We start from the raw sequence: 15779 nt of genomic DNA, 5'->3' as shown, positions 1-15779 counted from the left end.
AAAGTAATACTGGTTTGTATCATCCTATCGCTTGCTTTGCCCGAAGCTCGCTTCGGCGCTCGCTTCGGCAGAAGCCTAAAAACATGGAGGACAACATACAATGAAGGCGTGCATTCTCTGCGGAGGCGCCGGGACCAGGCTGAGGCCGCTCACGTTCGAAAGGCCCAAGCCCAGCATACCCATCCTTAACAAGCCTTCCGTAGGGCATCTTGTAGAGCATTTATCGAAAAACGGCTTCAACGAGATAGTCATCACTCTCGGCTACATGGGAGAGGTCATCGAGAAGTACCTGGGTGACGGCTCCCTTTTCGGCGTGGACATCAAGTACGTCTACGAGAAGGAGAAGCTGGGCACCGCCGGGAGCGTGAAGAACGCCGAGAAGTACCTCGACGACGGCCCATTCCTTGTAGTAGGCGGGGACCACGTGCTCAACCTCAACCTCCGGGAGCTGTACGATTTTCACAATCATTCGGGAGGCCTCGTCACCATATCGGTGCTAAGCATCGACGACCCCCGGGAGTTCGGCATCGTCGACCTGGACAACAACCACATCATCCACAGGTTCAGGGAAAAGCCCGGGCCCGGGGAGATCTTCTCGAACCTGGCATCGACGGGCATTTACGCGCTCAGCCCCGAGATACTGGACTACATACCGAAGGCGAAGTACGACTTCGCCAAGGACCTGTTCCCGAAGCTGCTCAGAGAGAATAAGAAGATCAGCGGCTGGCTGGCCCGGGGACAGTGGACGGACGTCGGGAACCCGCGGGCGTACCGCGAGGCTCAGCGCTGGATGCTGGAGAACATGCCCGGCACATACATCCATGGCAGGCTGGTGAACGAGGGCGCGAAGCTCAACGGGCCGCTGAACATCGGCAGCAACGTCTCCTTCGGGAAGCACTCGGTCATCGTGGGCCCGGTATACATCGGCGATAACACGTCCATCGGGGACAACGTGCTCGTCGGCCCGTACACGTCAATAGGCGACGCATGCCACATCGGCAGCGACTGTAGAATTCTTTCGTCGTACATGTACAACGGGGTCAAGATCGGCGCGGGGTGCTCCGTATCGGGCGCCATCATGGACAACGACATCACCCTGGGCAAGAACTGCACGCTGGAGAACGGCGTCGTCATCGGCCCCAGGGCCATGATCGGCAACGACGTGACCGTGCACTCGGACGTGCGCATCTGGCCAGAGGTCGTGGTGGCCGCGAACACGAGCGTCTCGAAGGACGCCATGAACGAGCACTTCGCCACGGACGTCAACGGCTCCTAGCCATTTTTTAGGCCTTCAACGGCCTTTTATACTTTTAGCTGAATACGTGATTACCATGGAGAGGCTTGAGAAGATCCTGAGGGACCTGGGGCTGGATGGCGCCCTTGTAGAGGTTTTCGTTTACCTGGCGGGGAAGGGTAAGTCGAGCCTTGAGGAGATATACGAGGAGACCACGCTGTCCAGGCGGGCCATTTCGCTGGCGCTGGGCGAGCTGGAGTCCGCGGGCGCAGTGAAGAGGGACGGCCCCGACTACGCCATCGAGGACGCCCGGAAGGCGCTGCAGGCGCTTCTCCCCGCGAGGCTCGAGGAGCTCAAGGCCGAGATATACTCGTACCGTCCTGTAACGAAGAAGGAGGAATGCCCCATGGTCGAGGCGATCAGGGATGAGGCGACCGTGGTGCCGGCATTCACCGCGAAGCACATCGACGCGGCGCTGAAGAGCGTCGACATGGTATCGCGCTCGCTTACCTGGCTGGACGACCAGTCGCTGAACGCCGCCCGGGCCGCCGTACAGAGGGGCGTCCATGTCCGCGTGATCACATACAAGCACCCCGAGCTTTTGCCGGACGCGAGGGCGCTCACCGACGCGGGCGTCGAGGTGAGGAGCCACGAGTACTCGAAGGACGTGCGGTTCATGATCGTGGACGGCGAGTTCATCTCTTTCGCCATCAGGGAGCCGCCGAAGGTCACGCAGCCCGCATACTTCGGCCTGATGATAAGGGACCGGGGCGTGTGCAGGAACATGCTCGAGTACATCTTCGAGCCGGCGTGGGAAGACGCGGAAGTCGTCGAAAAGTACCGCATATAAGGCTGAAAAATTTTAGGGGATTCTTAATAGTTTTTTGAAGAACTAAAAAAGTTTTTAAAAAGGAGTTACGGATGCCCGCCTAGTGGCATCCGCTGCAATCCGAGCCGCAGGAGGCGCTCGGGTTGCGGACGATGAAGCCCTCTCCGTAAGGGGTCTGGATGTAGTCAAGCTCGAACAGCTCCAGGTCCTTCTCCAGGTTCCTGTCGTAGACCACGTTGATGCCGTTCATGTTGGTGACCACGTCCTCCTCCTTCTTCTCCATATCGAGGGCCGGGGCGTACTGGGGCCCGCTACAGCTGTAGCCCGCGAAATAAATGCGAATGAGAGAGTCCTTCTTCTGCTCCTTGTCCAGGAGCGTCTTGAGCTGCTCTGCCGCCTTGTCAGTTACTTTCACTTCTAATCACCTAAGTTATGTAATCCACAATTTTTTACTGTCTACAAATACTTTATGCCAGTTTATTCTAGCTTAAAGAATTTCGGCGCCGTCGTCGATGGGCATCCTCGTCGGCTTGCCGTCGTAGGCGTTGATCTCCATGTAGCCCTTATGGCTGCGCACGGCCCAGAACGGGATATACACGAGCTCGATATCCATCTCGACGTCCTGCGGCCGGGGCTGGAACTTCTTGTGCTCCACGATGGCCGCCTCGCCCTGGGTGCCCTTGAACCTGACGGTCTTGGTGTTCTCCTCCACGATCGCCTTGATGGCCATTGCCCGGGCCTCTTCCTCGGACACAACCGTCTCCTGCACGTCATACGGTGCATCGGGAAGGTCGACCGACTCGACGGGCGCCGCCTGCGGGGCAGGGTCCACCTGCTTGTTGATGGCGTTTATGACGCGGGAGCCCTTGCTGTTCAGCGGTACCGTCAGGTCCCTGTACCGGGACTGCACGTCCAGCTTGTAGTCGTATTTCCAGAAGGGTATGAACTTGATCGAGAGCTCGACGTCCTCGGCCCTGCCGATGGCGCCCGAGATCTTGATGGCGTCGCTGTCCTTGACCTTGATCGGGATGGCATGGAGCGGTATGGACACGCCCTCGGCGGGCTCTGTGGCTGCCTCTACGGCCGGCTCGGGCTTCGCCTTCTTCTTCGCCGGCTTTTCTTCCTCGACCGCCTCGATCACCGGCTCGGGGGCTTTCACAGCCCTGGGCTGCGCGGGCTCGGGCTTCGGCTGCACGGCTGGCCTGGATGCATACAGCTCACTCGTCAGGGAGGAGATGTCGGCGGCAGGCTTCGCCTGGGCAGGCGCCTCGCACCCGGAGAGCACGGCGTTGCCGATCTGCCTCGCAAGCTCGGCACGGTCCCACATCATGAGCTCCCTCTGGCCGCCGAGCTTCTTCACGTCCTCGGAGAAGCCGGCCATGGTGATGAATAAAACCTTGATGCCGCTGCCGTTCAGGCCGTCAAGGAACGTTTTCAGGTCGTCCGCGGAAGCGTCGTCCACGAGCTTGATGCCGACTCGATATCCCGGCTTTTCCGCTAAGAGGTCAAAGCCCTGCTGCGATGCGCTGACAGTATAATTGTAGGTGCTAAAAACCTCTTTTATGACATTCAGTAAATTATTTGACATCGTAACTCCTTTTGGACTTTATCTAAGTCCAAAAATAGATAACCTTTAGGAATAAATAAATTGTGGGTTGCCCATGTACGAATCGAATGAAGAGATGATGTTCACCAACGCCCGGATAGAGGAGATCATGTATAACGTCACGTTCAATCCCAAGACCCGTGACGGCGACATCGTAGTTAACCTTTCCGTGGTAGACAAGAATAACCTGGACGAGGTGCTGGAGCTATTCCGCCAGGTCATGTACAGCGGCCTGTCCGTGTGCTCGTACGTGAAGCTATTCGACGAGGGAGAGACATTCAGCGGCTACCGGGTCGCCCCCGGCAAGGCGGGCATCGCGACGGCCTGCAGCATCACCATCGACGGCGTTTTCTTAAAGCAAGGCATACCGGTCCGCCCCAAGTTCGGGGGCATCGTCCAGGTCAAGGACAGGCAGCCCATCAGGTTCACCGACATGATCCGGTACGACAGCACCACCATCGACCCGCTGGAGGTGCTCATGTCCCAGGAGCTCACGTCCGTAAAAGAGATGACCAGGACGGGCTCGGGCAAGGTCCTGGCGAACTTCAGGGAGGTCCCCATGACCGCGAAGGACGACGTGGACCACACGATAAACAGGTTATTGACCGCGGGCTTTTACGGCATCCTCGAGGTCGGCGAGCCCAACACCCCCGTGCTCGGCGTGGACGTGGACAGGGACCACATGGGCGTCATCATCACCGGCGGCACCAACCCCATGGCGGCCGTGCAAGAGTCGGGCATCCCCATCGTCACCAAGGCCATCAAGGGCACGCTCGATTTCCGGGAGATGAAGAAGCTCGCGTAAGAGCTAAAAATTTATATCCGAGGAGTCCGCTCTTATTGACAAAAGAGAGGACGACTATGGCCAAAACCAGTAAATTTCTTCAGAGGCCCACGGTGCCCATCGCCGTGACCGACAAGTCCGTGTCGGAGCTCATGGACGCCATGGCCAGCACGGGCTTTCAGGGCCGCAAGCTGGGCGAGTCCGTCGAGACCTGGGCTCACATGCTCAAGGACAGCAATCTCACAATTTTCATGGGCCTGACGGGCGCCATGTGCCCCGCGGGCATGCGCAAGATCGTCGCCTACTTCATCCAGAACCGCATGATCGACTGTCTGGTGAGTACCGGCGCCAACATGTTCCACGACATCCACGAGTCGCTGGGCGGCAAGCACTACGTCGGCTCCCACGCGGCCAACGACGAGGCGCTCTTCAAGGAGGGCGTGGACCGTATCTACGACGTGTTCGCCGTGGAGAAGCAGTTCCGGAAGACCGACCACATCATCGCCGACTTCAGCGAGACGCTGGAGCCGGACAGGCCGTACTCGTCCAGAGAGTTCATGTTCTTACTGGGCAAGTGGCTCCACGAGCAGGGCGCGGACCACGACTCCGTCGTCGTGAGCGCCTATATGCACAACGTGCCCATCTTCGTCCCCGCATTGTGCGACAGCTCCATCGGCATCGGCCTGATGGTAGCAAGGCGCGGCGGCCGGGCCATCAACGTCGACCAGATGAAGGACGTGGACGACATCACCCAGATCATCGAGAACTCGAAGAAGACCGGCGTCATCTACGTGGGCGGCGGCGTTCCCAAGAACTTCATCCAGCAGACCGAAGTGATCGCGTCCATACTGGGCCTGCCCATCGAGGGGCACAGTTACGCTATCCAGTACACTACCGATGCTCCGCACTGGGGAGGCCTGAGCGGCTGCACGTTCGAGGAGGCCGTGTCCTGGGGTAAAATAGCCGCCGTGGCGCCCAAGGTGCAGGTATTCGCCGACGCCACCATCGCTTTGCCCGTCGTGAGCCATGCGCTCGCACAGAAGACCAGTTCGTATATTAAGAAGCGCTCTGCCCCCAGGTACGACTGGAGCGGCAAGAAGTTAAAATTAAAGTACGCCGCGGTAACGCCGAAGCAAAAGGCTAAGCCGTCCAAAGAGAAGAAGTGATCGTATGAACCACGAGAGGCCCACCCACGACGAGTACTTCATGGAGATCGCCAACGTAGTGGCCAAGCGGTCTACCTGCCTGCGCATCCACGTGGGCGCAGTCATTGTGAAAGGCGGCCAGATCCTCTCCACGGGCTACAACGGCGCCCCCCACGGGTTCGAGCACTGCCTGGACATCGGGTGCATCCGGGAGAAGGAGAACGTCGCCCACGGCACCCGCCACGAGCTGTGCAGGGCCGTCCACGCGGAGCAGAACGCCATCATCCAGGCCGCCATCCACGGCGTGTCCATCGAGGGCGCCACCGTTTACTGCACCCACCAGCCATGCATCCTCTGCACCAAGATGATCATCAACTGCAAAATTAATAGGGTCGTGTTCCAGAACGGTTACCCGGACGAGATGTCGCTTAAATTTTTAAAGCAGGCCGGCATCGATGTCCTGCGGATGCCCTCGAAAGAGGAGCCCCCTGAGGAAAGGCCCCTAAGCGTCTGATCATTTCTTTTCTTCTTTTTGCCCGTTGCCCTTGTGCCCCGGCACTTCCGTAGAGCCGCCGATCTTACGGTCTTTTCTTTCTTTCGTTACGGGCTCAGGCGCCTTCGTGGCCAGCTCGAACAGCTTTCTGCCCCAGGTGATGGCCGCGCCCCGGTCCATGAAGTTGGCGTCCTTCAGCTCATAGCCCTTTAAGAAGTACTGGATGCGGAGCGAGAGCCTGTCCAGGGCGGTCAACTCCTTCTCCTCCACCTTGCCCAGGAACGCCTTCGTGTCGATGACCGTGCCCTTTATCTTGCCGGTGAGCTCCGTGAGCCCGTGGACGCCGGTGTAGCTTTTCGCCCGCTCGGGCGTCATGTTGTAGGGCAGGCTCACCGTGAAGACGGCCAGCCGCTTGTTAGCTAAGTTCTCCTTGTACCTGTCCAAAAAGGCCATGATGTGGGAGGAAGGGGCATCGTTGTAGACGGGCGAGCCGATGACGATGAGGTCGTAGAACAGCGAGGTCACGTCCTCCACGTGCCTGATGTCGGCATCGCCGATCCCCTCGGCCACCCAGTGGGCGACCTGCTCGGTCGAGCCGTACTTGGTATCGTAGATGACGAGGGCAAGCTTGTTGGCCATACTAAGAAACATTATCCGCGCTGAATTATCTATTATATGGCCGAATTGTACGGTTTTGTACCTCCAAATTTTAATTTATTTTATCTTTTGGGGATTGGAGCGCAAGCGAAAGCTTTATATCAAAATATTGCAACAAACTTTTTTGCATAAATATGTATATTAAGAGGTCGTACAATGAAAGGCAAATGGAAGTTCATGGACGATGAGCGCGGCGTGGAGAACGCCGTGTACAGCATACTGATGATCGCCATCGTGGTGATCGTGGCGCTGATGATCGGGTCCCTGGTGCTCTCCAGGGGAGGGCAGCTACAGGTGCTCGCAGGGACTCCGAAGGCCAGCCTGTCCGGAGTTTTAAACGGCGGCGCCAGCCCTTCGCTGCTGCTCAACCACGAGTCGGGAGACCCCCTGAACGTGGCGCAGCTCTCGCTGAGCGTGTTCGACGACGGCGGGGTGCAGATCGGGAGCATTACCGTGCCCGATACGGTCACGCCCGCGGCGATAAGCTCGGGCATGCAGACGTCCGCCATACAGCTCACGGGCATGGCCATTACATCGGGTAACCGTTACACCATCAAAATATCCGATACGCAGTCCAAACAGCAGATAGGCATGATGGTGCTGGTGGCGCGCTGATGGACGATTCGGGGGTCGCGGACGCGTTCTACACCGTCCTCTCCATCGGCATCGTGCTCGTGGCGGCCATCGCCGTCTCGGCGGTAGTGCTCTCCACGACGACGAAGCAGGGAGGGGAAGCGGCGGCGCAGATCGCCGGCTACGGCGAGCAGAGCCTGAGTAAGGGCCTGTATTGCTTTTATTATGAGGTCGACAGCGCGCACAGTAACATCGCCTCCGGCGACCCCGACGATATCGTCCTCCAGATGCTGTCTCTGGAGCGGATTGATAGCACGATCGCTCTCGACTCCACTTATGCCCCGGATGATGCCCCTGCCACCATGGGGATGGTTCTTTATTCGGGCTATCTTTACGTGCCTGAGAGCGGCTCATACAAATTAGAGCTGGATAGCGCCGGCCAGGCGTGGCTCTGGATAGACGGCACGATAGTGGCGGATAACCGAGTACCCGTCGTCTCCCAGTCTAAAACGTTCACGCTGAGCCTTACAAAAGGCAACCACCCCCTGAAGCTGAAGTACTTCTACCCGGACATACGGGCGGCATCGTGCTCGTTAAAGTGGGAGCAGGGCGGCGCTCTCGTGCCGGTAACGTCTTTTAGCAGGTGATCGTGTTGACGCGCTTCCGTCGCTCCGACCGGGGAATATCCGAGCTTCAGGGCTCTCTGGTATTACTGGCGGTCATCCTGGTCGCTGCGCTGGTGCTTAAGAGCGCCATCGGCGATAACATCGCCGCCGCTGCCCTCGACTTCGGCGGGTTCAAGGCCTGGGGCGCCCGGAACGACGTATCGTTCGAGGAAAACGCCCCCATCGTGGCCATCACAGAGCCCGCGGACGGAAGCAGATTCTACGCTGACAGGTATACGAGCATATCAGGCACGGTCCGGACGGCTCCGGGGAGGAACGCCAGCCTGGTTTATTTCCGCCTCAACGGGGGCCCCTGGAAAAAAGCAGAGCTGGCCGGTAATTCGTGGACCAGCTCCTCTCGACGCTACCTCGAAGGAAGCTATCACGTCGAGGCCGTCGCTTACGATGACCACGGCGACAGATCGCCCGAGGCCTCCGGCACGTTCGAGACGATCTTCCGCCCCTACCCCGACGCAGTACTCGTCGGCGATGACGTGCCCGACACAATGACCGCGGGGGACCCTTACGCAGTCCATATCACCTATTCGAACACGGGCTACCTGCCCTGGAACGATACTGCCGGCTACACGCTATCCCCGAACGGCTCGACCATAGCGCTACCCTCCATCGGCATGGGCGGCGCGAGCGTCCAGCCGCACCAGGGCCATTCGTTCGAGCTTACACTTACGGCTCCCGCCGCCGGCGATTACACTATAGGCTACCGCATGTATTGCCCCGAATTCGGCCGGTTCGGCGACGAGTTCTCAAAGCCCGTCCGCGTCGTCAGCTCCTACCATGACGCCAGCGTGGTCTCCTTGAACATGCCCGACGAGATGACGTCCGGCGAAACCAGGACAGTCACCATCACCATGAGGAATACCGGCACTGCCGCCTGGTTCGCATCCGGCTCGGACCCCGTCTACCTGGCCATGGTCGACGGCACCTCAGGCGACGCCTACCATTTCAACGGCACCAGCGACCGAATACTAATGACGCCCGGCACTGTCGTCCGTAACGGTAACGACTACACGTTCACCTTCACCATCAAGGCCCCTGCCGCCGGCAGCTACTATACCCAGTACAGGATGATGTGGTCCAATCATTACCTGTTCGGCCAGATCGCCGGCCACACTATCACTGTGAAGGCCGTCCCAACGCCCACGCCGACACCTACGCCAACCCCGGGGCCAACGAGTAACCCGCCCGGGCCGGTCAGTCCTACTCCGACGCCGGTTGCGCAGTATAATGCTCATGGGAAAATGACTCTCAAATATTATACAGGAGAAGAGTATAGGGGTCCGTTAAGATATTACTACGATGGACCATTAGGCAATCACTTTGAAAGATCGAGCCGCGGTGCAAGTGATGATAGTAGTCCAACATGGGATTGGGATATTGGAGGACCAAACGGGCATTATAGCATCTATAATGATGTAGACCATTATTCAGGAGGACTACAATTTGAGATGGATAATGGGGGTAACAAAGGAAAAGTAATATTTTATAAAAATTAATTACTGAAGTGAATGGTGTCCATATGAATAATAAATTAGTATTAATTATAGGCGTAGTAGTAATTATTGGTTTAATTATCGGTTTATGCTATTATAAATTTGATAATAATTTTGTAACTAATAATAACTCAACAATCAATACTATTACACCTATACCTACAGAGAATCCTGTTGAAAATGATACCCTGACGATTCTACCAAATGACTATGTAATAAATAACATAAATTGGACACAATATCCAAATCTTCAACAAGGTTATATTTATAAAGTATATATTGCCGGGCCAACTGATACTGTTCCTTATAAATTTATGGAAGTGCAAATACTAACTGAAGTAAAAGATACAAATGATAGAGAATTAATCCGTTCTCAATTATCCGGTGTTGCATACGAAGTTAGGAAAATATATGGGCCAAATTCAGATATCCACATTCTTGGCACAAAAAATGGTGCTGCTACTTGGGATATAAGTTTATATCCAAATCAAAATGATGCTCATTAATTTTTTTTTATCGATGCCTTTAAGAACAACACCGCCGTATAACCTTTAACCAAAAAAACAAAGGCGTGAAAACATGACAGTCCCCACATCCCCACTCGTTGAAATATTCGGCCAAAACTCGTCAGCGCAACTCATCGTATATCTCGTCTTCAACCACGGCAACGAGTTCAACATCGCCGACGTCGCGGAGCGCCTGAAGATCTCGAAGCCCAAGGTGAACAAGATGAAAGACGGGCTCCTGAAGTACAAGGTCATCCACGAGACCCGGAAGGTGGGGAAGACCAGCTATTACCGCTATGACCGGAACAGCAAGATGGGGAAGACCCTGTATGACCTTGTATTCAACGCGGGCACATCGGAGCATGCGATGAACATGGCCCATGCCACGGCGACGCCCACGCCTAAAAAGAATAAGGACGATTGCGGCGGGAAGATCATCATCGCTTAAGAAGCCGTTCTAAAAATAATAAGCTAACTCAAAGACTGTTCAGCCGCGAAGCTACACAAAGCGGCTCGAAGCAGCTCTAAGTTTTTTATAAATTAGAAAACGACGATAAAAGTTATTTTTATAATTCTTCGTGTAGCTTCAGGCCCGCTTTGTGTAGCTTCGTGGCTGAAACAGTCTTCGTGCATCCTTATTGTTTTTTGAGGGCCTTGACGTCGGACCACGAGCCGGTGAGCCTGCCCCCGAGCGCGAGCTTGCCGAGCAGTTTATCGATGGTGGGGCTTATTTTCTCGGGCTTCGTATCGGCCAATTCGGTACCGGGCAGGGGCATGAAGTAGTGGGCACGGACCTTGCCGCCCTCCTTTATGATGGCGTTGATGCAGTCCACGGTGAGCTGCTGGTCCTCCTCCCGCTCTCCGGGCAGCCCGAATATAAAATCAACGACGGGCGTGAGGCCGTTATCGTGCGTCAGCTCGACAGCATCCAGCACCTGTGCGGCCGTGTGGCCGCGGTGAATGGCTTTAAGCATCCGGTCGCTGCCGGACTGGCCGCCCAGGTGGATCTCCCTGTTAGCGCAGTAAGCATTAACCAGCTCCAGCATCCTCGGGGTGACGAACTCGGGCCTCACCTCGGAGGGGAACGTGCCGAAGTAGATGTTCCCGGAAAGGGATTTTAATAAATTTTCGACGGCGGCCTCGTCGGGGGTGATACCGTCGGAGCCGTAGGCGAAGGCGTTCGGCGAAACTAAACGCTTATCCTCGTAAAACTTGTCGTACTTGCAGATGGCCTCCACGCTCCGGTGCCTCATGTGGTGGCCGAATAGCCGCGGGGTCTGGCAGTAGGCGCAGCTCCAGGGGCAGCCGCGGGTGATCTCGATCGGGCCGAATAGCGGTGGCTTGAAGGGCGGGTGCCCATCAAGGTCTGCCTCTCCTCGTTTAGGCGTGAAGATGACCTTCCCGTCCTTCTTGTAGGCGATGCCTTTCACTCCCGATACATCTCCGCCATGGTTCAGAGTGCTGACCAGATCCGGGAGCGTCTCCTCGCCCTCGCCCACCACCACGTAGTCGAAGTGCTCCAGAGTCTCCCCGGGGCATCCGGAGGGGTGGGGGCCCCCGGCGATAAAGACCGAATCAGTGCTGGCAGACCCCACCTCCCTGAACACGGAGCGAGCCTGGGGAGAGGCGAAGCTATAGAGCATGATGCCGGCCTCCGGCTTCCGGACGAGGTCGAAGTCCAGGACCCCGCCGAGGGCGGCGATGCTGTAGCGGTTTTTCGGGTTCCAGCGGAAGTGGACGCGGGCCATCAATCCATATTTGCCGGGCCCATCATTAAAAACCTTATCGGGGAGAGGCCGCCGCGTGGGCGCTGCTTGCTGCGGACGTGCCTTTTATCAATCAAATATTAATATAAATGTCGATATAATAAGCCCTGTAAACGGTAGTTTGCAGTAGGGGGGTATGTTGAATGACTCGAAAATATCTCGTTTATGTGCTGATGGCGCTCGCTGTAGCGCTGGCCGGCTGCGTCCTGTTACAGGGCGCCGCCCCGGCGATAAAGCAGGTGGAGAATGGCATTGCGCCCCTGATATCGCTGCCTGATGACGTGCCTTCGTCACAGTCGGTGCCCTCGGGCCCGGCCGCAGATATGGCGCCGTTCGACCTGGGCGGGACACGCTGGATGGAGTACAGGCTGACGACGGCCGACGGCGGAACCGGGGACGTAAGGCTCGATTACAGCTCGCTCGACAGCGGGAGGATGGTGAGCATCAGGCGGACGCAGACGTCGGGCGACGTCTCGTCGATGAGCTCGAGCGACGGAGGGATGAGCTATAGCATGCGTTACTCGAGCTCGCAGAGCAGCATGACCTCGAACACGGCATCCGCCGATAAAATAAAGGCCGATGACCCGGTCCTTTACTCAGAGGGGCTCGCGGCGAGGGCGGCCGGCCCGGACAGCGTCACCGTGCCGAAGGGGACGTACGACTGTAAAAAATATTTAACGAGCTTCAAGGGCTCGGATGCCACGTACTGGGGGGCGCCCGGTGTGCCCGTCCCCGTAAAAATATATACGGCATGCGACGGGGCGACCCTCGAGCTCGTGGGCTGGGGCTAATTATATCCCGTGCACGATGTACGGGGCCAGCATCATGAACAGTATGGCCGCGAACAGGGTCACGGCGAACCCGTTCACGATCGTGCCGGTGATCTTCTCCTTCCTGGCCGGGTCCCTGATGACCGGGTCCAGGAACCGCCGCACGATCTCCCTGAACACGTGGCCGCCGTCCAGCGGGATCATGGGCAGGCAATTGAACAGGCCCACGTTCAGGTTCAGCCAGCCGATCCAGAACAGGCATTCCGACAGGCTATAGACTGCAGAGCCGAACGAGGCCGCGATGCCCACCGGGTGGAACAGGCTCGAGAACTGGCCCTGGAATATGCTGAAGCCCGGGTCGTCGCCGCTGAACTGGAGCACCGGCAGGACGAAGATCCTCAGCCAGCCTGTCAGCGAGAAGGGCATGTTCTTCAGGCCGCCCAGGTATCCGCTCGCGAAGCTCCTGGCGCTGATGCCCAGCGGGTTGTCGACGGTGTATATGCCGATATATGACTGGCCTTCGGGGCCCTGCGCGAGCACGACCGTCGTGTTCACCATCGTGTTGTTCTGGTAGGCCATGCCGAGCACGATCGACTGGTTGGGCGCCGTGTGGTTCATGTAGTCGGTAAAGGCGGCCCTGTCCGCGATGGGCGTGCCGTCGATGGCCACGATCCGCATGTTCTGGGCGATGCCCGCGGCCTTCGCGGGGTACTTGTCGTCGTTGACGATGTCGCTGACGTATACGCCCGAGGTGCCGTTCACGGGCACGACGTAGCTCACGGGCTTATTGTCGAGGAGCCCCGATATGGCCACGCTCTGCCCGGTGGCCGAGCGCAAAGCGGCGTTGAACTGTTCCGGGCTGGTGACGTTCATGCCGCCGACCGAATTGACGATGAAGTTCGCCCTCACTCCGGCGTCGTACGCGCTGCTGTTGGGCGCTACGTCGTACACGATCACGTCGCTCGTGGTGGCGGCGACGGAGCCCAGCACGGGGCCGAAGAGGAGCGCGAACGCCAGGAAGGCGACGAAAAAGTTGGCGATGACCCCGGCGCTCAGGATGGACGTGAGCTGCCTGGAAGTGGCCTTCCTCTTGCCCTCGCCGGGGGCCTTCGTCTCCATGGGCCCCAGGATGTCCGCGGTCTTGCCCTCGCTCTTCGTCCCGAACATCTGCTCCTCGTCGAGCTCGGCGAAGGCGCCGATGGGCACGGGCATGAGTATGATGCCGAGGGAGTTGACCTTGATGTTCTCCACCTTGGCCAGGATGGCGTGCCCGAACTCGTGCACGGCCATGGCGACGATCAGTGCTATCCAGCCCCACCAGAAGGGGATGAACTGGTTCAGGCCTGGGATGGCGATGATGTTCTGGGGAGCGTTGGCCGGGCCCGGCGTGGGCACCGACTCGATGTTCGCGAGCATCAGGAAGTCCATGCCGATGAAAAGGACGAGCATGAGGACCATCGAGCCCAGCACGATGGGCATGCCCAGGAGGGTGACCACTCTCCAGAGGCCCTTCGGCTTCGCCAGCCAGTCGAGGAAGCCCTGGCCGCGGAACGTGCGGAGCATGAGGATGGGGCCTATGGCCGTCATGTTGTATTTCTTGAGTATGCCCGCCTTCTCCAGGTCCGCGATGATGTACCACCAGAGGGCGAACGCCACGAACGCGGCGATCCAGATCAATTCTACCAAATTACTTTCTCCCCATAAATCTTATATAAACACAAGTTCGAGTTAAAGTTTGGTACTAGATGTTCTCCGTAGTATATATAATTTCTAGGGATATGGAAGAGGCAGGCCGAATAGCGGATGTTCTGGTCGCCGAGCGCCTGGTGGCCTGCGTGAACTTCGGCATCATCTCGTCGGTCTACCGGTGGGAGGGGCGCATCCAGCGCGACACCGAGGTGTCCATGCTCTGTAAGACGACGACTGAGAGGGTTCTGGACGTGATAAAAAGGGTGAAGGAGATTCATAGTTATGAGCTCCCCTGCATTACGTCGTGGAAGCTCGAGGACGGCTACGGGCCCTACCTCGAATGGGTGAAGGCGGAGACCGAGAAGGGGCGATGAGGCGAAAGACCGCTGAGATGGGGCCCCGGAAAGAGGTCGCCTACGGGCCGGAGACGTGGGAGCATCTGCGCCGGCTCCGGGAGAGGGCCCGGGAAGTTTTAACGCTGTTAAAGAAGAGCGAGGTCGACGGCTACGTCTTCGGGAGCGTGGCCCGCGGGGACGTGAAGCCGGCGAGCGATGTTGACATTTTTATCCCCTCGATGGTCAGCTCCATGCTGGTGGGGCTGGCGCTGGACGACCGGGTGAGGGAGAGGAGCATCGTACAGGCCACGCCCAGGGCGATGGCCAAGGCCCACCTGGTGCTGCAGGACGATACGAACGTCATTTTCCCGCTCATACCGCCCCGTGAAACAGAGCTCGAGTTCTACCGGTTCGGGGGCGAGGTAGGCCTGCAGGGGATCGAGGAAGGCGGGCGCGTCTGCGGGGTCGATAAGCGCCTCATGTTCATCGAGCCCACTCCGGAAGGGCATATTGAGACCCCGTTGTCGGACCTGCCTCCCGGCTGGGTGGCGAAAAAGATCGGGGTCGGGCAGGCCATCGTTGAAGAGAGGATGCGGGTGCTGGAGAGGAGGGCCGACGTCGGCCGTACCGGCATATACCTCCACCGGACGCTCGCCCCTGAGGAGAGCTTCGAGCAAGTCCTCGCGGAAATAGCGTACAGCGACCCGGCGCTCCGCAGGCGGATGTCAAAATAAAGGAAATAGAGATGATAAGTAAAAATAGTTGTTTTTATTAGCTGACTTACTTCAGCTTGTCCGAAAGATTCCTGAGCTTCTGGATGTTCTCGAGGTGGACCGCTGCCTCTTCCTTCTTGCGCTCCTCGAGCATGGAGATGATGTCGGTGATGCTGGTCGCCAGCTTGTAGCACTTCAGCGGCCTGCCCTTGCCTTCCTTCTTGATCTCCCTCTCCTCGACCCAGCCCTGGTCCCTCAGCTCGCGCATGACGATGCTTACTTCCGGCTGCCTCAGGTCGGCGCCGAGCTCGATGTCGCGGCTGATGGTCTCGTCGACGTTCGCTAAATACACTAAGGTCTTTGCCACGTTCCTCTTTAAGCCCACGTTAACTAAGGTTTCCACGAACTCTTTGTCCTTCTCATCAAGTACGGGTACGGTAAGTTTTTTCATCCTATCCACCTCGTTTAATAAATTATTTCTAATTTACGATAATTTATTAATA

General features: G+C 57.7%; 19 protein-coding genes. 13 read left to right on the top strand and 6 right to left on the bottom strand.

The features are described 5' to 3' along the window. Nucleotides 1-100 precede the first annotated feature (100 nt). Entirely contained in the window at nucleotides 101-1276 is a 1176-nt protein-coding gene (locus MCP_RS00535; RefSeq protein ID WP_012898855.1) for a nucleotidyltransferase family protein, read from the top strand. Between the two features lie 55 nt (nucleotides 1277-1331). Then, nucleotides 1332-2084 carry a TrmB family transcriptional regulator gene (locus MCP_RS00530; RefSeq protein ID WP_128566945.1) on the top strand — a complete coding sequence of 251 codons (753 nt, stop codon included), beginning with the start codon at nucleotides 1332-1334 and terminating at the stop codon, nucleotides 2082-2084. A 79-nt stretch (nucleotides 2085-2163) separates the two neighbouring features. On the opposite strand, the gene MCP_RS00525 is transcribed toward MCP_RS00530, so the two are convergent. Then, nucleotides 2164-2478, bottom strand: a complete 315-nt coding sequence (locus tag MCP_RS00525) for a HesB/IscA family protein (protein ID WP_012898853.1) — start codon at nucleotides 2476-2478, stop codon at nucleotides 2164-2166. Nucleotides 2479-2550: 72 nt separating this feature from the next. Further along, the gene (locus tag MCP_RS00520; RefSeq protein WP_012898852.1) at nucleotides 2551-3651 is read right to left on the bottom strand and encodes a hypothetical protein; all 1101 of its coding nucleotides are present in this window, start codon (nucleotides 3649-3651) and stop codon (nucleotides 2551-2553) included. A 73-nt stretch (nucleotides 3652-3724) separates the two neighbouring features. On the opposite strand from MCP_RS00520, the gene MCP_RS00515 reads away from it, so the two are divergent. From MCP_RS00515 to MCP_RS00505, 3 genes are read left to right on the top strand one after another with little or no spacing between them, the layout of a single operon-like run. Continuing rightward, nucleotides 3725-4474, top strand: a complete 750-nt coding sequence (locus tag MCP_RS00515; RefSeq protein ID WP_012898851.1) for a DUF128 domain-containing protein — start codon at nucleotides 3725-3727, stop codon at nucleotides 4472-4474. A gap of 56 nt (nucleotides 4475-4530) precedes the next feature. After that, nucleotides 4531-5619 (top strand): deoxyhypusine synthase, encoded by a 1089-nt coding sequence (locus MCP_RS00510; RefSeq protein WP_012898850.1) that lies wholly within the window; start codon nucleotides 4531-4533, stop codon nucleotides 5617-5619. A 4-nt stretch (nucleotides 5620-5623) separates the two neighbouring features. Next, a complete protein-coding gene (locus MCP_RS00505; protein WP_012898849.1) occupies nucleotides 5624-6112 on the top strand; it encodes a deoxycytidylate deaminase in 489 nt (162 codons plus the stop codon). Here MCP_RS00505 and MCP_RS00500 read toward each other — a convergent pair whose 3' ends face one another. After that, nucleotides 6113-6730, bottom strand: a complete 618-nt coding sequence (locus MCP_RS00500; protein ID WP_128859871.1) for a flavodoxin domain-containing protein — start codon at nucleotides 6728-6730, stop codon at nucleotides 6113-6115. A 174-nt stretch (nucleotides 6731-6904) separates the two neighbouring features. Between MCP_RS00500 and MCP_RS00495 the strand changes: the two genes are divergently transcribed. From MCP_RS00495 to MCP_RS00475, 5 genes are all read left to right on the top strand, one after another. Next, a complete protein-coding gene (locus MCP_RS00495) occupies nucleotides 6905-7363 on the top strand; it encodes a type IV pilin (protein WP_012898847.1) in 459 nt (152 codons plus the stop codon). Further along, entirely contained in the window at nucleotides 7363-7968 is a 606-nt protein-coding gene (locus MCP_RS00490) for a PA14 domain-containing protein (protein ID WP_012898846.1), read from the top strand. Before MCP_RS00495 ends, MCP_RS00490 begins: the two co-directional genes overlap by 1 nt. Nucleotides 7969-7970: 2 nt before the next feature. Beyond that, nucleotides 7971-9500, top strand: a complete 1530-nt coding sequence (locus MCP_RS00485; RefSeq protein ID WP_394296147.1) for an archaellin/type IV pilin N-terminal domain-containing protein — start codon at nucleotides 7971-7973, stop codon at nucleotides 9498-9500. A 23-nt stretch (nucleotides 9501-9523) separates the two neighbouring features. Beyond that, nucleotides 9524-10003 carry a hypothetical protein gene (locus MCP_RS00480; protein ID WP_012898844.1) on the top strand — a complete coding sequence of 160 codons (480 nt, stop codon included), beginning with the start codon at nucleotides 9524-9526 and terminating at the stop codon, nucleotides 10001-10003. Between the two features lie 73 nt (nucleotides 10004-10076). Continuing rightward, complete coding sequence (locus MCP_RS00475) at nucleotides 10077-10451, top strand: hypothetical protein (protein ID WP_012898843.1); 375 nt, start codon at nucleotides 10077-10079, stop codon at nucleotides 10449-10451. 187 nt (nucleotides 10452-10638) lie between these two features. Here the strand turns inward: MCP_RS00475 and MCP_RS00470 are convergent, their stop codons facing one another. Next, the gene (locus MCP_RS00470; RefSeq protein ID WP_012898842.1) at nucleotides 10639-11751 is read right to left on the bottom strand and encodes a TIGR04013 family B12-binding domain/radical SAM domain-containing protein; all 1113 of its coding nucleotides are present in this window, start codon (nucleotides 11749-11751) and stop codon (nucleotides 10639-10641) included. 161 nt (nucleotides 11752-11912) lie between these two features. Between MCP_RS00470 and MCP_RS00465 the strand changes: the two genes are divergently transcribed. Beyond that, entirely contained in the window at nucleotides 11913-12560 is a 648-nt protein-coding gene (locus tag MCP_RS00465; protein WP_012898841.1) for a hypothetical protein, read from the top strand. Here MCP_RS00465 and MCP_RS00460 read toward each other — a convergent pair whose 3' ends face one another. Then, complete coding sequence (locus MCP_RS00460) at nucleotides 12561-14225, bottom strand: site-2 protease family protein (RefSeq protein WP_012898840.1); 1665 nt, start codon at nucleotides 14223-14225, stop codon at nucleotides 12561-12563. It abuts the gene before it with no gap. 59 nt (nucleotides 14226-14284) lie between these two features. Here MCP_RS00460 and cutA point away from each other — a divergent pair, with 59 nt between their 5' ends. Further along, on the top strand, nucleotides 14285-14602 hold the full coding sequence (gene cutA / locus MCP_RS00455; protein WP_012898839.1) for a divalent-cation tolerance protein CutA: 318 nt from the start codon (nucleotides 14285-14287) through the stop codon (nucleotides 14600-14602). Next, the gene (locus MCP_RS00450; RefSeq protein WP_012898838.1) at nucleotides 14599-15297 is read left to right on the top strand and encodes a nucleotidyltransferase domain-containing protein; all 699 of its coding nucleotides are present in this window, start codon (nucleotides 14599-14601) and stop codon (nucleotides 15295-15297) included. The genes cutA and MCP_RS00450 overlap by 4 nt, the downstream gene beginning before the upstream one ends. 46 nt (nucleotides 15298-15343) lie before the next feature. Here the strand turns inward: MCP_RS00450 and MCP_RS00445 are convergent, their stop codons facing one another. After that, a complete protein-coding gene (locus MCP_RS00445; RefSeq protein ID WP_012898837.1) occupies nucleotides 15344-15727 on the bottom strand; it encodes a hypothetical protein in 384 nt (127 codons plus the stop codon). Nucleotides 15728-15779 lie beyond the last annotated feature (52 nt).

This window comes from Methanocella paludicola SANAE, assembly GCF_000011005.1.
In the GTDB taxonomy this organism is placed as follows: domain Archaea; phylum Halobacteriota; class Methanocellia; order Methanocellales; family Methanocellaceae; genus Methanocella; species Methanocella paludicola.
Note: the sequence above shows the minus strand (reverse complement) of the source record. Positions and strands in the feature narration are given on the sequence as shown.

What these genes read in the sequence shown, in the direction of transcription:
- MCP_RS00450 (WP_012898838.1), top strand. Translation starts at nt 14,599, where the DNA reads ATGAGGCGAAAGACCGCTGAGATGGGGCCCCGGAAAGAGGTCGCCTAC.
- MCP_RS00475 (WP_012898843.1), top strand. Translation starts at nt 10,077, where the DNA reads ATGACAGTCCCCACATCCCCACTCGTTGAAATATTCGGCCAAAACTCG.
- MCP_RS00510 (WP_012898850.1), top strand. Translation starts at nt 4,531, where the DNA reads ATGGCCAAAACCAGTAAATTTCTTCAGAGGCCCACGGTGCCCATCGCC.
- MCP_RS00495 (WP_012898847.1), top strand. Translation starts at nt 6,905, where the DNA reads ATGAAAGGCAAATGGAAGTTCATGGACGATGAGCGCGGCGTGGAGAAC.
- MCP_RS00515 (WP_012898851.1), top strand. Translation starts at nt 3,725, where the DNA reads ATGTACGAATCGAATGAAGAGATGATGTTCACCAACGCCCGGATAGAG.
- MCP_RS00480 (WP_012898844.1), top strand. Translation starts at nt 9,524, where the DNA reads ATGAATAATAAATTAGTATTAATTATAGGCGTAGTAGTAATTATTGGT.
- MCP_RS00500 (WP_128859871.1), bottom strand. Translation starts at nt 6,730, where the DNA reads ATGGCCAACAAGCTTGCCCTCGTCATCTACGATACCAAGTACGGCTCG.
- MCP_RS00535 (WP_012898855.1), top strand. Translation starts at nt 101, where the DNA reads ATGAAGGCGTGCATTCTCTGCGGAGGCGCCGGGACCAGGCTGAGGCCG.
- MCP_RS00505 (WP_012898849.1), top strand. Translation starts at nt 5,624, where the DNA reads ATGAACCACGAGAGGCCCACCCACGACGAGTACTTCATGGAGATCGCC.
- MCP_RS00520 (WP_012898852.1), bottom strand. Translation starts at nt 3,651, where the DNA reads ATGTCAAATAATTTACTGAATGTCATAAAAGAGGTTTTTAGCACCTAC.
- MCP_RS00445 (WP_012898837.1), bottom strand. Translation starts at nt 15,727, where the DNA reads ATGAAAAAACTTACCGTACCCGTACTTGATGAGAAGGACAAAGAGTTC.
- MCP_RS00470 (WP_012898842.1), bottom strand. Translation starts at nt 11,751, where the DNA reads ATGGCCCGCGTCCACTTCCGCTGGAACCCGAAAAACCGCTACAGCATC.
- MCP_RS00490 (WP_012898846.1), top strand. Translation starts at nt 7,363, where the DNA reads ATGGACGATTCGGGGGTCGCGGACGCGTTCTACACCGTCCTCTCCATC.
- MCP_RS00530 (WP_128566945.1), top strand. Translation starts at nt 1,332, where the DNA reads ATGGAGAGGCTTGAGAAGATCCTGAGGGACCTGGGGCTGGATGGCGCC.
- MCP_RS00465 (WP_012898841.1), top strand. Translation starts at nt 11,913, where the DNA reads ATGACTCGAAAATATCTCGTTTATGTGCTGATGGCGCTCGCTGTAGCG.
- cutA (WP_012898839.1), top strand. Translation starts at nt 14,285, where the DNA reads ATGTTCTCCGTAGTATATATAATTTCTAGGGATATGGAAGAGGCAGGC.